11 protein-coding genes are annotated in these 16,214 nt (G+C 47.1%); 8 read left to right on the top strand and 3 right to left on the bottom strand.

The genetic code is table 11. The features are described from left to right. The first annotated feature begins 18 nt into the window (after positions 1-18). The 4 genes from FS628_RS16605 (at position 19) to FS628_RS16590 (ending at position 7,328) form a co-directional block, all read left to right on the top strand. A complete protein-coding gene (locus FS628_RS16605) occupies positions 19-1,323 on the top strand; it encodes a hypothetical protein (protein ID WP_145323574.1) in 1,305 nt (434 codons plus the stop codon). A gap of 284 nt (positions 1,324-1,607) precedes the next feature. After that, positions 1,608-3,122, top strand: coding sequence for an AbgT family transporter (locus tag FS628_RS16600; RefSeq protein WP_145323572.1), 1,515 nt, complete (start codon positions 1,608-1,610; stop codon positions 3,120-3,122). A gap of 102 nt (positions 3,123-3,224) precedes the next feature. Next, positions 3,225-4,481, top strand: a complete 1,257-nt coding sequence (locus tag FS628_RS16595) for an amidohydrolase (protein WP_145323570.1) — start codon at positions 3,225-3,227, stop codon at positions 4,479-4,481. 603 nt (positions 4,482-5,084) lie between these two features. Beyond that, entirely contained in the window at positions 5,085-7,328 is a 2,244-nt protein-coding gene (locus FS628_RS16590) for a carboxylesterase/lipase family protein (RefSeq protein WP_145323568.1), read from the top strand. Between the two features lie 498 nt (positions 7,329-7,826). Here the strand turns inward: FS628_RS16590 and FS628_RS16585 are convergent, their stop codons facing one another. Continuing rightward, positions 7,827-9,413, bottom strand: a complete 1,587-nt coding sequence (locus FS628_RS16585) for a choice-of-anchor I domain-containing protein (RefSeq protein ID WP_145323566.1) — start codon at positions 9,411-9,413, stop codon at positions 7,827-7,829. Positions 9,414-9,732: 319 nt separating this feature from the next. On the opposite strand from FS628_RS16585, the gene FS628_RS16580 reads away from it, so the two are divergent. The 3 genes from FS628_RS16580 to FS628_RS16570 all read left to right on the top strand — a co-directional run bounded on the left by FS628_RS16580 (position 9,733) and on the right by FS628_RS16570 (position 12,845). After that, positions 9,733-10,692, top strand: coding sequence for a helix-turn-helix transcriptional regulator (locus tag FS628_RS16580; RefSeq protein WP_145323564.1), 960 nt, complete (start codon positions 9,733-9,735; stop codon positions 10,690-10,692). A gap of 315 nt (positions 10,693-11,007) precedes the next feature. Continuing rightward, the gene (locus FS628_RS16575; protein WP_145323562.1) at positions 11,008-12,210 is read left to right on the top strand and encodes an MFS transporter; all 1,203 of its coding nucleotides are present in this window, start codon (positions 11,008-11,010) and stop codon (positions 12,208-12,210) included. Between the two features lie 191 nt (positions 12,211-12,401). Then, entirely contained in the window at positions 12,402-12,845 is a 444-nt protein-coding gene (locus FS628_RS16570; protein ID WP_145323560.1) for an Hsp20/alpha crystallin family protein, read from the top strand. A gap of 95 nt (positions 12,846-12,940) precedes the next feature. Here the strand turns inward: FS628_RS16570 and FS628_RS16565 are convergent, their stop codons facing one another. Both FS628_RS16565 and FS628_RS16560 read right to left on the bottom strand, forming a co-directional pair. Further along, on the bottom strand, positions 12,941-13,498 hold the full coding sequence (locus FS628_RS16565; protein WP_145323558.1) for a DUF1697 domain-containing protein: 558 nt from the start codon (positions 13,496-13,498) through the stop codon (positions 12,941-12,943). Between the two features lie 34 nt (positions 13,499-13,532). Continuing rightward, entirely contained in the window at positions 13,533-14,183 is a 651-nt protein-coding gene (locus tag FS628_RS16560) for a hypothetical protein (protein ID WP_145323556.1), read from the bottom strand. A gap of 332 nt (positions 14,184-14,515) precedes the next feature. Between FS628_RS16560 and FS628_RS16555 the strand changes: the two genes are divergently transcribed. Next, a complete protein-coding gene (locus FS628_RS16555) occupies positions 14,516-16,150 on the top strand; it encodes a DUF1593 domain-containing protein (RefSeq protein WP_145323554.1) in 1,635 nt (544 codons plus the stop codon). The last annotated feature ends 64 nt before the right edge of the window (positions 16,151-16,214 follow it).

The following is a 16,214-nucleotide window of genomic DNA, read 5'->3' as shown; positions in this document are numbered from 1 at the left end:
GAAGAAGGGGGTCTGTGAATGTATCGTATCGGAATTGTAGGACCGAAGCCGTCCATTGAGCGAACCATGCGTGCGTTGCGGGGTCACAATCTGGGGGCGAGCTATGAGCTATATGCCTATGAACATGCAAGAGAAACAGGAGACATTATTAGACGAAATCGGGAGAATGTACACGGGTGGGTATTTACGGGGCCGATTCCTTATCTGAGTGCCCAAGCTGTACTTCTTGAAAAAGAACATGCGATATACTGCCCTCCTACAGGGGCAAGCTTGTATAAGGCGATGCTTCAAGCCGTCTACACCTTGGACAGTCCGGTGAAAGATATCTCCATTGATATGACAGATAACGAGAGCTGGGGGCTGATGGACAGCCTGGAAGAGCTGGATTTCTCGCAGGAACAATTACGTAAATACGTGTTTTCTATCGATTATGATGTGGGAGCCATGATTGAGTTTCACGTCCAGCATTGGCAGGAGGGGCTTACCAAAGCAGCGATTACATGTCTGTATGCGGTGTATGAAGGCCTGTTGGAACGTGGGGTACCCGTCTTCAAAATAGATTCAACCAAGCAGGAAACGGTGCAAGCCGTACGCATGCTGATTGAACAGATTCGCAGTTCCGCGTTCAAGGACAGTCAGATTGGTGTACTCATGATTGAGATCGATCGATTGCATGAAGCTGGCGAACAATCGACCGAGCGTTACCAGTTGCAGCATATGGAGCTGAAGATCAAGGGCGTGCTGCTACGACACTGTGAACAAATTGATGGATCTCTTCATCAAGACGGCACCGGGAGATATCTGATGTATGGTTCAAGAGGTGTAATGGCTCGTAATATGGAATCACTGCATTCGACCATGCATCAGTTGGAGCTGGATACAGACTTGCCCTCCTTTGCCGGAATTGGATTCGGGGAGACGGCGTTCGATGCCGAACGTCATGCACGCAAAGCCATCCAGTATGCCAAGGATGATGAAGCCGGACGAATCATTATCTATGAGACGGATGGAACCATTGTGGAGGCGGCAGGAGAGGACCAAGAATTATCCTACGAAACGTATTCAAGCGACATCGAACTATTGGAACAATTGAACAAGGCAGGCGTCAGTATCCGTACATTCCAGAAAATAAAGGCATACATACGTCGAATGGGCAAAGAAGAATTTACAGCCGGTGAGTTGGCTTCCGGACTGTCCATGACCATCAGGCACGTACAACGTATTATGGGTAGCCTTACCGCATTTGCACTGGCCGAGATTGCTGGCAATGAGCTGAATACAAGGCGGGGAAGGCCTAGTAACCGTTATCGTCTCCTGCGTTAGATTAACGAACATAGAACGAAACAATAAAACCGATGATGCAACCTTATGTCTCATGTCCGTGTGGAAAGGACAAGAACACAAGAGTAGATCAGCGGTTTTTTTATTTCTAGTGTTAAAATACATAACACAGGTATTGAACTTTATGTGGAGTTAATTATATAATGTCCTAAAATTACGACATTTTCGTTAAATGTACGTTAATGATCTGCTAACGGGGACAAGACCTCATCAGACTTGTTCAGTCAATCCAGAGGCAGTTCCATCACAGTCAGGGGGTAGTTTGCATGGTGAATGCGGACAGACAGGAGAACACAGGACTTTTTGGTTGGGTAGAGAAAGTAGGGAATAAGCTTCCCAATCCGTTTTTATTGTTTATTTATCTCATTCTCGCCCTGATGGTTGCCACATTGGTGTTATCACTCTTTAATGCGACGGCACATAACCCGATTGATGGGGAGCAGGTACACGTCAAGAACTTGCTGAGCAGAGAGGGGATTCAGTGGCTGTTGCCGAATGTGGTCAAGAACTTTGCCGATTTCAAACCACTGGCTTCCATCCTGGCTCTGGTGCTGGGCATTGGTCTGGCGGAGAAGGTGGGGCTTCTCGAAGCGGTTATGCGTAAAATGGCTGTTCGGGTACCTGCGCGTTACGCCAGTTATCTCGTTATTTTCATCGCGTTCTTCAGCCATGTATCCTCGGACGCAGCGCTTGTGATCATGCCTCCGCTTGGAGCGCTGATCTTTCTTGCGGTAGGCAGACATCCGGTTGCCGGATTGATTGCCGCGATTGCTGGTGTGGGTGCAGGTTTTACAGCCAATATGCTCATTGTGACCACGGATGTATTGTTGTCAGGCATCAGTACCGAGATTGCGGCCTCTGTAGATCCCAATGTGGGTGTTACGGTTCTGGATAACTGGTACTTTATGTCCGCTTCGGTTATTGTGCTGACCCTCGTTGCCGGGTTCATGACTGACAAATTCCTGGAACCACGCCTGGGCCGTTACGAAGGGGAGCGGGTGTACAAGCTCGAAGCGCCGACACCTGAAGAGAACCGGGCACTACGTGCATCGGGAATCGCAGCATTGCTTTTTATCGCCGTGATTGCATTCATGGTCGTGCCTTCCAATGGGGTGCTTCGTAACCCTGAAACGGGAAGTGTCATGGGTTCGCCTTTCCTGGCCGGGATTGTTCCTGTCATTTTACTGTTCTTCTTTACCGTAGCACTGACTTACGGCATTAAACTGAAAGTGATCCAAAACCAGAACGATCTGCCGAAACTGCTCATTGAACCGATCAAAACGATGGCTGGATTTATCGTGATGGTGTTCCCGCTGTCTCAATTCGTGGCGATGTTCAACTGGAGCAACATGGGCAAGTTTCTGGCACTTACGATCACGGATTTACTGGAAAAGACGGGCATTAACGGCATTCCCGTGGTGATCGGGCTGATCTTCCTGTCGGCATTGCTGACAATGTTTATTGCAAGCGGATCAGCGATCTGGTCGATTCTTGCCCCGGTGTTTATTCCAATGATGATGCTGCTTGGATTTCATCCGGCATTCACTCAGGTTATTTTCCGGGTATCGGACTCGGTCGTTATTCCCTTGGCTCCAGTATCACCGTTTGTACCGCTGTTCGTAGGATTTCTGCAGGAGTATCGTAAAGACGCGAAGCTGGGAACGTATTATTCACTGATTTTGCCGTATTCGATTGCGTTCTTCTCGGTGTGGGTGGTTATGGTCATTCTATGGTATGTCTTCAACCTGCCACTTGGTCCGGGAGTAAACGCAAGACTGTAGGAGATCCACAGGAGCAGGCTTAGTGACTCCTAACGTTGAATGAGTAGTGTAGAACTGTATATACGATGAAATAGATAGAGGTTAGAGAGAGGGGAATGACACATGATGGATATTATCGCGCTTCGCCGGGATCTGCATGAACATCCTGAACTGGGATTCACGGAATTTCGTACTGCGACCAAAGTGGTGCAGATGCTGACGGAACTTGGGTATAGCGTCACTTATGGAAAAGATGCGATCGACGACACATCACGGCGGGGGCTGCCTAAGCCGGAAGTATTGGAAGATGCATATCAGCGTGCCCTCCGGGAAGGTGCAGATCCGGTGATTGTGGAGCAGATGCGTGGTGGATTCACTGCCGTTGTCGCTGAACTTCAAGGGGAGCAGGATGGACCAACGACGGCATTTCGCTTCGATATGGATGCACTGCCAATCCGTGAGAGCAAGTTGGAGCAACACGCACCGCAAGCGGGACAATTTCGTTCCAGTCATGAAGGCATTATGCACGCTTGTGCACACGATGGACATACAACGATTGGATTGGCGCTTGCAGAACGGTTGAGTGACCGGAAGTTTGCCGGCAAGATCCGGCTGTTGTTCCAGCCTGCCGAAGAAGGTGTACGCGGGGCATATGCCATGGTCGAAAAAGGAATGCTGGAACAGGTGGATCGCCTGTTCTGTATGCACTTGGGTACCGGTGTGCCATCCGGTCATATCAGAGGTGCGTCTGCCGGATTCCTGGCAACGACCAAGCTGGAAGCACACTTCACCGGTGTATCTTCCCATGCAGGGGCTTCCCCGGAGGAAGGGCGGAATGCGCTGCTTGGCGCAGCGACCGCCATGCTTAACATTCATGCACTTCCCCGGTTCAGTTCGGCAGATACCCGGATTAATGTAGGCATTCTGGAAGGTGGAACAGGAGCCAATATTATTGCTGAGCATGCCCGTATGGTTATTGAGACGCGTTCGACGAGTGAAGAAACGAATCGGGAGCTGGAACGTCGCGTGCGGCATATCATTGAGCATAGTGCGGCCATGCACGAACTAACCGCTACCGTTGAGGTGGTTGGAAGTGCCATTCCGATTCAATGTGATATGGAACTTGCAGAGCTTGCGGTTCAGCAAGCGGAAGGCATCGCTGGTTTCACCCATGCAGAGGCCATATCGGACAGTGCTGCTCTCGGCAGCGAGGATGCCAGTTATATGATCCGGCGAGTACAGGAGCAAGGTGGCAGAGCTACGTATATGATTGTTGGCAGCCAGTTGCCTGCTCCGCATCATCATCCTGAATTTGATATTGATGAGTCGGTATTGGCCCCTGCGGTGGAACTGCTGGAGAAGTTGGCACGCACGCTGTAGACAACCAGAGAAGTAGGCTAGCAGATATTGAGGGATTAACAGATAGCGGTGCAAATCATCATGATGTAAGTTAAGTTCAAACCCGCATGAGAATGCGGGTTTTTTATTGTTGCCCCTATCGGAGATCGTATGATGACGATTTTAAAAAACAGTATTGCGAACGCTTACATTATGTGCTAACATCACGATAACAACAGGATTGTAACCGTATTTAGGGCAATACCTGTGTCAGTTCATTCGTTGACTATTTAGTTACCAAACGATTGATTGCGTTTACATTTTTATATGGAATGAGCCTCATTCCTCAGGGTTGTTACTGATTGCAGGCAAAACCTGAATTGAGGGCAGTAGACCACGCTAAAGCGATGTCTGTTTGCCTTCGGTTCAGGTTTTTTTATATAAAAAATGCCTGATGGTATGACCGTAAGCGCGGCAGCAGAGAGGTTAAGCAGAAAGGAGCGAGCGTAACAGACCATTTTTCCTAAATAGAGATATAGACTCATCCAGACATTGGAATACTGATTCCTAGATACACATCTCAAGTGAACATTTCCAATGAAATTATCCCATCACACACTATTCGACAGCGAGGAGATTTATGACATGAAAACCATTAAACGTTCGATTGCCGTGGCAACAATTCTGGGGTTATGTGTATCCGCTCTACCAGCTTATGCAGCAGGGAACACAACAACCTCTTCCTCAGCAGCGATGGACAAGCTGATTCAATCCGAACTTATTCGTGGCAGTGGTCAAGGCGTTAATGCGGCTTATCTGAACAAAAAGGCTACACGTATTCAGGCCGCAGTACTTTACTTGCGTCTGTCCGGATTGGAGAAAGAAGCACTCGCCTATCAGGGAACGGAAACGTATGACGATGCGGCTCAGGCAGGCAAAGTATTGCAACCGGTCGTTGGATACTTGAAGCAGCATCCGTATGTGGCTGAGATCGTGGCAGGAACGGAGAAGTTTGAACCTAATGCACCACTTACAGCGGAAGGTTATGCCGCAATGCTGCTGAAGGTGCTCGGATATGAAGCGGGTACGGATTATCAGCAAGGAGAGGCTTCCACTTATGCGGCTGGTATAGGAATCAAGACGCTGCAAGGAAAGGGAGCAAGTCAACTTACCAATCGTCTGATGGCAGAGGCAACCGTACAGGCATTGCAGACGCAGCTCAAGAATGGTAGTGGAACCTTGGAACAGAGCTGGTTGAAACATAAAGAAGCTGGGATGTTCCAACCTCAAACGGTGCAACAGACCAAGTATGGCGCCATTTATGGCAAAACCTATCAACAATATGGCACGCTCGGCTGGCTCGGTGTTCCTTATGCAGCACCTCCGGTAGGTGAATTGCGCTGGAAAGCTCCGCAAGAACCGGAAGTGTGGACAGGAACCAGATCGGCTAAGGAATTTGCAGCGAACAGCTTGCAGATCTCCGGCAAGACTACAGCCGGAAGCGAAGATTCGCTGTACCTTAATATCTGGCGTCCTGACACAACCAGTTCGAAACTTCCGGTTATGGTGTTCCTGCACGGCGGCGGGAATATGACCGGATCAGGCAAAGATTTTCAAGGTGAGCAGCTTGCACGAAGCACCAACAGCATCATCATTTCCGTGAACTACCGACTGGGAGCACTTGGATTCTTCGAGAACGCTGCGCTGAAAACAGGCAATGCCCTGGATGACTCAGGTAACTATGGTCTGCTCGATGCATTCCGTGCATTGGAGTGGGTTCAGAATAATATCGAAGGATTTGGCGGAGATACAGGCAATGTTACATTAGCCGGACAATCTGCTGGTGCACGTGATGTGCTGGCAACCCTGATCTCTCCACTTAGCAAAGGACTGTATCAAAAAGCAGTTGCTTTCAGCGGAGGATTGACGACAGCATCACCGGAAGACGGCGAGCAAAAATCCGAGGATGTACTCGTGAAACTGCTCGTGCAAGAGGGGAAAGCGGCTACCGCAGAAGAAGCAAAAGCGTGGATTGGCAAACAATCTCAGGCACAGCTGGAGAGTTACCTGCGTGCACTGCCTGCGGACAAGTTGGTCACTGCTTTTGGCGCAACGGCAATCCGTATGGACCCATTTCCGCATCTGTTCCGTGATGGCACCGTGATTCCAAAAGAAGGCTTTGACGCCATCCATAACGGCAACTACACGAAAGTACCTGTATTGCTGGGCAGCCTGGAAACGGAATTCTCTGGCTTTGCCTTCGGTGATCCGAACTTCTCTCCATCCATCACGGATGAGACGCTGTTTACGGATAAAACCAAGGCGGAACAATATGCTGCTGCGTTGAAATACGGTAGCGAAGCTTATGCAGGCTTTAATGCAGAGCGTGTAGCGGAGCAATTGACGAGTGAAGCAGGTCAACCGCCGGTATATGCTTATCGTTTTGCATGGGGTACGCAACCTGGGGTCATCTCTGAGCGTTTGCTCACCTTACTGGGTGCACCGCATGGTGCGGATATGGACTTCTATACAGGACACGCAGACGGAATTGCTGCCTATTTCCCTGAGGGGTACTTTACCGATACGAACAAACCAGGACGTGATCAGTTATCCGCCGCGATGGCAGCATACCTGAAGCAGTTCCTGTACACAGGCAATCCAGGTACGGGCGGATCATCTGATTTGGCGGCATGGACACCTTGGACGAAAGATGCGCAAGCACCAATCATGCGTCTGGATGCGAGCAATACAACGGCAGAGATTGGCATGTCCACACAATATAACCAAGGCAAAGAAGCCGTTATGGCAAAGATGAAAAAAGAATTGCCTGAAGAAACATACAAACTGTTGACGCAAAAAGTGTTCGCAGGTCGTTTCTTCTGGGAATAAGGATTACCGGATAGGAAGGTATATATAATAGATAAATTGAAAGCCAAGGGAGCATGCTCTCTTGGCTTTTTGTACTGTTCGTCATACTTAAATATGGTATTGTTGTAAATATAAATTAATAAGATATGGGAAAGGGGAAAACGTACATTATGGATGGAGTTAGTAATTTTGGTATTTATGGGATTATAACGCTATTAATTTTCTTTATTATGATTGGTCTTGTATTATATCTGGTTTTCTATCTTGTGATGAAGAGGTCTGGCGTCAAAGAGGAAGTATCCGCATTAAGGATGGAAGTACGAGTGTTACAAGAGGAAGTAGAGCGGAACAGGCGGGAATTGGAAAATATGAAGCGTCGATAACCTTTGTAGCATTATGTGGGTACGTGGAATAACACGTATAACAGTATGAGAGGGTAGGGGCTTTTCGCCCCCCCCCACCCACTCAATACAACGTGAAACCATTCAATTCAGCCTTTGAATACCAAGGGCACTCGATCTATTTTTTTGCAAAAAAACTAAGTGTTCCCGTGCTTTCATCTGCACTCACAAACAGGCTGCGTCCGTTAACACGATGAATTCCCTCTGGTGATTCTCCGGCTGTAGGGATCAGACCCAGGTAGTCCGGATTGACCGGATCAGCAAGATCGAAGAACAGAATGGCATCTGCCCGTTCAGAAGCTACGGCTGCATACGTAGTGCCGTCTACAGTAGAAACAGTTAGATTCTCCACTTCACTTCCCTTGTTGGGACTGCGATTATCCGGATACAAGCCGACCATAGCGGTTGCCTCGTCAATGAGGTTCTGGCTATCGTACATCCGCTGGCCTTGCAGATCCCAGACAGCAATATTGCGTCCGCCCGCTTTTACACCATCCTCCAATTCATTCTTGCCCAAGTCCCCTTCATTGGCTGTCAGCAGGTATTTACCATCTGCAGAGAAAGCAATTCCATCCGGTTCATAACGAGCGGTCAATGTCTCTTTAAACTGAACAATACCGTCATCTTTGAGATCTGCTGGATGTGAAGTAGTGCCAAGAGCGAAGATTGAGCTGATCTTTTTCGTCTCCAGATCTACAATGGCAACAACATTGTTTTCCTGTAGTGTGATGGCTGCTGTTTTGCTATCTGGACTAATGGCAACATACTCCGGTTGTGGATCATGCGGATAGATGGCGCCTTCTACATTGTCCAGAGAGACCGGCAAGTTGGTGATTTCACCCTCCAATACGTTCCCGCCAGCAAAAGATACAACCATAATGCTACCCGGACGTTTGGTGTTGGCATAGTCAATTTCATCGGCAGCTGTATTCAGCTCTTCATCCTCTATGGCGATCACCGCATGCAGACCGTCAGGTGACAGTGCAATCGAGTCAGGACCAATACCCAGTTCATATGTTTTTACCGTTTTGTAGGTTGTCAGATCCACAATGGCAAGCAATCCTTTGCTTGCTTCACTGTCTGTATCACCTGTACGAATAACAGCCAGACCGTATTTACCATCTTTGGACACGGTTACGCTCGTAACTTCAGCTTTGGGGGAGAGGTCATGGAAGCTTACCGTCTTCAATACGTTGATGTTTTTCAAGTCAGCAATGTCCAGCACAGAAATGCTGCCATTGTCTGCTTCGGTTACAAGCAGGCGCTGTCCATCTGGGGTGGAGGCTGATATTTCAGCTTTACCGCCAGGCATCTGATAGGATGCGGTCTGTTCAAAACCCGTTTTATTTTGGTTGAGGATCAATTGCTCCGTAATTAATTTTAGCGTTTGGGAAGATACATACGTTGTACCTTTGGTGATGTAGCTTTTACTGTCCAAAGGAGTTTTCACACCGTTGATGGTGGCTGATGACGTTCCTACAGGAAGTTGTACTTTAGTATCTGCGATCTGGATATCAACACTGCGACTGCTTCCGTTCCATGTGACCGTACCCTGCATATTTTGGATGGCTGTACGCAGTACGACATGATCATTGGTAGTTTTAGTTGCGTCAGCAGCATGAATCATGGATGTGTAGCTGGTTGCTCCTGCGGTTAGAATGGCAGTCATCGACAGAACGGCGAGCCATTGATTTCTCTTTTTCAATGTTCCAGATCCCCTTTATCGTTTCGTGTGTAATGAGTTGTACAATTGTTTTAGTATAGGGAGCTAATGTTAAGGAGAGGTAAGAGAAGTCTGCGATTTGTGTAAAAGGTTAGATAAGAGATATTTTTCCAAATTGGATATGTAAGTTAGTGTATAAAATGATGTTGCCACATGAAGAAAAAAAGCAGACGGGAATCTTCATATATATAGGACTGGTCGAAAAAAAGAAATTGCGGTAGAATTAATTGAGAATCATTATCAATCAATTCAGGCTTTCTTTACAGGATAGTCTGATCAGTTATAAGGCGAGGTGACTACCATGCGTACTGATGATGCATTAGGCGTCATGTATCAGCATTATTTAACCCGGGACCCCTACAGTCAGCAAGATGAACATACATACCTGCTCTCCGCTAAGGCGGGCAGTGGAAGTATAAAGAGAGTGACCACATACAGTGGCATCGAGATTCTATGTTCTCATGTAGAGTATTATCAGCCATGCCCGACGTACTTTGCGTCCGAGACGCCCGTTGTGGAGTTGCAATTTGCCTTGGCGGGTCAACGGCATGTCGATATCTCTGGACAGGAGTATTCGTTATCGATTGGACAAGGTGCCCTCATTTTCATGCATGATTTCGAAGCGTGGTTCCATCCTCCGGCGAGGGAACCGTATACTTCTTTTTCGCTGGGGATTCCGGTGAATCTGTTCAATTATGCGGCGGCACAACTGGGCAGTTTCAAGTCCATTGATTTTAAACAGGTGTTGGGACGAAAAGTGTTCAAGCCGATTGTATTTCAACTGGATAACCGAATACGAACGATGATTGACAGTCTGATTGTGGAATTAAACAACAGTTACCGATCCTCCTTAATGATGGAAGCGACAGCCTTGGAGATCTTGAATCGATTTATGATCCAGCTGTTTGATCTGGCGCCAATCCCCGCAGGATTCTCCAGAGAGGACATCCGGAAGTTACATACGGCACGGGAGATTATGGAGGCTTGCATGGTAGATCCTCCATCCTTGCTAGCATTGTCCAGACAAGTGGGTCTTAACGATTTTAAATTAAAAAAAGGATTCAAGGCGTTATTCGGAAGCACGGTCTTCGAATATTTGCGTCAGGTTCGTCTCGACAACGCCATGAAGCTGCTACGCAATCAGGATAACAACGTTACCGAGGCCGCCATTGCGGTCGGTTATAGTAATATCAGTGCCTTTTCGCAGCAATTTTATCGCAAATTCGGCGTGAAGCCCTCCGAGATGAAAAAGATTTATTAAATAAGATGAACTGAAACATTACACGAGAACGAAGAGTGCAGAATCAGTCTGGAGAAGCGGAGCGTTCGCCTTTATCAACGGATTTTTCCCATCATAGAAGGGAATCACAGAAATCCGGTGATAACAGCGATCGGAAGATGGTACTGCAATCGTAGTGGTCTGGTGTAACGTTTTATTGGTTCATCTTATATAAAATAAGATTAATAAATCCGCCTTGCCGTGAATTGTTCCGTATAGAGGCAGTGGGGATTCTCTCAGCCTTGTATACTCCAGGTACAGTGGATACTGTACTGAAATATAGAGGAGTGTATGAGCATGAACAGAATCAGAGGAAGTATTTTTTTTAGCGTATTCGCAGCCATGTTGGGCCTGATGCTGATTGCACCCATTATGCCACCGCTTATTCGGGAGTTAGGCATGAAAGAAAGTCATTCCGGTCTTATTATTTCGCTGGGGTCCATTATGATGGCTGTTATGGCTCCGGTATGGGGCAGATTCAGTGATCTGAAGGGCAGAAAACCCGTCATATTGATTGGATTCATAGGTATGGCTGTTAGCTGTGCGTTATTTGCTATGGCATTGTATGGAGGATTGAATGCATGGATCGGAGGAGGCGTATTGCTTACCCTTCTGATTGTGACGCGCAGTCTGATCGGCATGTTTATTCCGGCCGTTCTCTCTTCTGCCCAGGCCTATATGGGTGATGTGACAGAAGGGAAGGAGCGGGCAAGCGGGATGGCCATGATCAGCGCTGCGAATGGACTTGGCCTTGTATTTGGACCCGCCATTGCAGGAGCATTTACGATCATCGGTCTGCTGTGGCCGCTTTATTTTGGCATTTTTATAGCGATCGCTGCATTTATTATCGCTTTGTTATTAATTCCAGCAGCCAAACCGGTCATTCAGGTAAAGCCGCCTAAAGTCAACCCGTTTCAACGTGGATTACGAATATATCTTGCTGCGGGCTTGGTTACGATGATTGGCATCATGACATTGCAGGTTGTCGGGGGATTTTATTTTCAGGATCAACTGGCTCTATCACCAGCCGCGACGGCCCGAATGGTTTCGTTTGGACTCATGTTCTCTGGAGCAGCCATGTTGATCATGCAGGTCATTCAGATGAAATGGTTGAAATGGCAGCCACGTCCAATGATTATGCTCGGGTCCCTTTTCTTGATCGCAAGCATGATCCTGTTTCTGGTCTTCAATGTGTTACCCATGTATTATTTCTCATTCTTCCTGTTCGGCATGGGTTCGGGTCTGATGATGCCGGGGTTCATGGCAGGTGCTTCGCTCGCGGTCAGCAAAGAACAGCAGGGAGGTGCGGCAGGGTTGGTAGCAGCGATTCAGGGGATATCCGCCGTCATTACTCCGTTACTTACAACGACACTCTACCAGGTGGATAGACATATTCCATTTATGTTCGTAGCTGTTCTGGTCGTCTTGCTGGCAATCATGATGCTGGGAATGCGGAAAAATGAATCCAATACTGTAGCGGACGCCATTCATTCGGTATAGTCAGACAAAGTCAGAAGGTCAGAAAAGGTCAAAACGAAAGAAAAAAGGATCTATTTTAAAATAGTGAACTAAGGTGGAAGATAATCGTTTTATTTCGACTTTTACGGACTTTGAGCCTGATCTGCGCTGGTATTATAATAATCCATGTAAGCAACAACAATAAACCAACCACACAAAAGGAGCTGATTTTCATGTTTGATCTGATTCCGTTTCGTAAACGAAATGAAGACCCATTCGGACACATGTTGAAATCCTTCAATGACATGGTTGAGACCTCATTCCTCTCCCCTTTTGGAACTGGCTCCCAGCCATTTCGGACCGACATTCGTGAAGAAGTAGACAAATATTCGGTAGAAGCCGAGCTGCCGGGCATCGCCAAAGAGGACATAGACATTCAGGTTCAAGGTAATGAATTGATTATTCGTGCCAAACGCAATGATGTGGTGGAGCAGAAGGATGACTCCAATCGAATCATTCGGCAGGAACGCCGATCCGGCGAATTTATCCGACGTTTCTATGTTGATCATATTGATGAGGAGCACATTAAGGCCAGATTGGAAGATGGTGTGCTGAAACTCGAGATTCCGAAACGTCCTGGTAATGATCAATCTCGCAGACGCATTCAGATTGACTAATATACAGAGAAAAGAATAGTTTCCTAATATGGTGAAAAGCATGCAGGAGACATCCATAAGGATGTGTTCTGCATGCTTTATTTTTCGGGTCCGATTTATATCTCTGCTGCTGCTTGCATCAGGGCATATATCTTACGTGTGGTATTCACGTTTCTTACGGTCATATAAGTATAGACTTTGGATCCTACAAGCTTGTTCATGCCACTTCTACCTGCGTCCTCTCTGCTGACTGAATATAAAATGGCTCCGGGAACATAGATCAGTGTACCGATTTCCGGTTTGATGGGCAGTTTGTCCAGCACAGAGGGATCATTGATTTCATCCCAGAGAAACAGTACATCACTTTTGGCCGTGTCATCATTAGCCCATTCCGCTGGCAGCGCCTGAATAACGGATTGAATTTCATCCATATTTCGCACCATCACTCTGATCTTTAAGCCGAAATCGGCCGCGATGGCCTGTTCTAGCACAAGGGATATCTCCCTATTTGCATCGTCACGTTCCAGATGATTGGCAAAAATAATATTGCCAGAATTGATGTAGGTAACGACATCCAGCATGCCTGCTTGTTCAAACGTTTCTTTCAGCTGCTTCATATTGATTTTATTATTTCCGCCTACATTAATGCCTCGTAGCAAAGCCACATAAATCATATGGGCGCCCCTCCAATTTCTTCAATTCACCGTTTTAACAAAAGGACAGATACTCGAAAAGATGAGCAGTATACTCATCTCCCAACAGATCTTGCAATAAAGGTTCCACTTGCTCCAGATACTCGGGCTTGGTTTCATAGGTTTCTTCATCTTTTACTTCTCCAGCATAACTTCGTGCTGCTTCAATCAGGATAGCTAGTGCACTGAAAAAGTCAGGCAGCGAGTCAGCGACACGATGAGGTTCTCCTCCTGTAAAAGCCGCATATACAGGAGAATTCGGCGATTCAGTATCTACAATTAACGGATCATCGTTAAAGTTTGCGATAACGACGTGACTTTTTGGCCAAGTGGAGGACTCCTCATAAGGTTCATTCATGCCAATCCAGCGGAAACCTAGTTGCTGACGAAGCAGATGTTCAGGTGCGACAAAAGAGATCAGTGCGGCATCACCGATCTCGACGGCGGCATTTTTCATTTTGAGTGTACCTTCAGCTTCGGAATCCACCATTTCATAGTGGCTGTAGAGGTACTGAAGTTCCGGTGAAAGAGGTATTCGTGCGTCCACTTCCGGCTGATGATGTTGTTCGCGAGGACGCAGATCATGATTTTGGAAAAGTCCATAAGCTTCATTATATAAATCCTGCTGTTCCACAAAACGGCTTAAGGCCGCATCCAGTTGTTGCATGGTGTCTGATTCCTCCCGATGAATTGGTTTAGTACTACACCGATCATTTGATTCTTGGCTATAAGCATTATACTATATCAAAGATGAATTCAAAAAAACATTTGAATACGTTTACATTTCTGAGTGGACATGGTATACTTTCACTCAAATAAGGATTGTTACTGCTTCGGGCAGGCAAAACCTGAGTATCATTATGCGTGGACTTTGTCCCATTCATAGTGATGTTCGGGTTTTTTTGCATTCTACGGTCCATATTAAGGCTAGAAAACAGAGGACGTACTGATCCCAACACCAACATCACGCTGTACAGAAGAAAGGGGAGCATTAGCATTATGAACAAGAGAAAATGGTTAAACGGTTTTGCCGCAGGTTGTCTCAGTATAATCCTGGTGATTAGTGGATGCGCATCCAAAGCGCCGCAAACCGCGAGTGACACACCGAATCAGACGACAGAACAGGCAGAAAATGAAACTCAGGAACCTGCAAACAACCAAGCCGCCAAAGGCAGAACGGTGATTACAACCGACGGTGAAGTGGATGATATGAACTCGGTCATTCGTTTCCTCTTGTATTCGAATGAGATGGACCTCGCCGGAATTGTACTGACCAGTTCGGTGTATCATTATGCTGGAGACGAGGAAGCGGGGATCAAACCGTTCCGGTGGACAGGCACACAGTGGGTATACGACATGATCGATGCCTATGGAGAGATCTACCCGAACTTGTCCAAACATGCGGAGGGCTATCCGGAGCCAGAACAGCTTCGAGCGATGACCAAGATCGGTAATATTTCCGATAAAGGGGAGATGGAGAAGGAAACCGAAGGTTCCGAGTTCCTCGAAACTCTTTTCCTCGACGATGACTCCCGTGATCTGATTGTTCAGACCTGGGGTGGCACCAATACCACAGCCCGAGCGCTGAAATCGATTGAGGAACAGTACAAGGACACGGCTGAGTGGGATGCGATTCGCAAAAAAGTCAGTGAAAAACTGGTCCTGTATATCATTCTCGATCAGGATGACAGCTACAACGAATACATTGCGAAGAATTGGCCGGATATCCGTATTCTTAATGACCAATCGAACTTCTGGCATTTTGCCTATGCATGGAAGATGCATGCCGAAGAAGTGAACAGCAAACTTCATGGAGACTGGATGGTCAAGAATATTCTGAATGGACATGGCAAGCTGATGGATATGTATGCATCGATGGGTGACGGCAAAATGATCAAAGGTGAACTGGCCGAAGAACAGCGGGGAAGTGCTGAATATCTCAAGAACAATCCGCAATATGACAAATATGATTTTATATCAGAGGGTGATTCTCCTTCCTTCTTTTATCTGATCGATAATGGGCTGCGCAGTATGGAAGACCCTTCCTACGGCGGTTGGGGTGGACGCTTTGGCGTCGTGAACGACAAGCTGTTTAGAAATAATGTGCTTGATTACGATCCCTATACGAAACGGTATGAAGCCGAGTACTCTTTGATGAGATGGTTTGACGATATCCAGGATGATTTTGCAGCGCGTGCAGACTGGGCAGTTGCAGACACTTACGAAGGTGCCAACCATAATCCGTCATTAACGATTAAGGAAGGGCTGGATCTGAGTGTGAGTCCTGGGGAGGAAGTTACTCTTCACGCGGAAGGCACAGACCCGGATGGAGATCAACTGACGTATACGTGGTGGAGATATTTCGAAGCGGACACGTACGAGGATTCCAAAGTGGAACAGAGCAAAGTTCAGCCGGAAATGGCGGGTGACCTGTTGCTTGGTTTGCATCGTGAACTTGTCAAGGATGAACAGGTAGATACGATAAAATTGCAGGGCAGTGACACAGAAGTAGTGACATTCACCGTTCCTGACGATGCCAAATCGGGCGATACCATTCATATCGTTGCTGAAGTACAGGATGATGGAGAGCATCAGTTGAAGCATTATCAACGTGTGATCTTAACCGTGAAATAAGGAATAGAGGGGCTGTCCCAAAAGTCATCAACATGGCTGGCGGGACGCCCCTCTTATTGGTGTA

The sequence above is a fragment of the Paenibacillus xylanexedens genome (assembly GCF_007676705.1).
Classification (GTDB): domain Bacteria; phylum Bacillota; class Bacilli; order Paenibacillales; family Paenibacillaceae; genus Paenibacillus; species Paenibacillus xylanexedens_C.
Note: the sequence above shows the minus strand (reverse complement) of the source record. Positions and strands in the feature narration are given on the sequence as shown.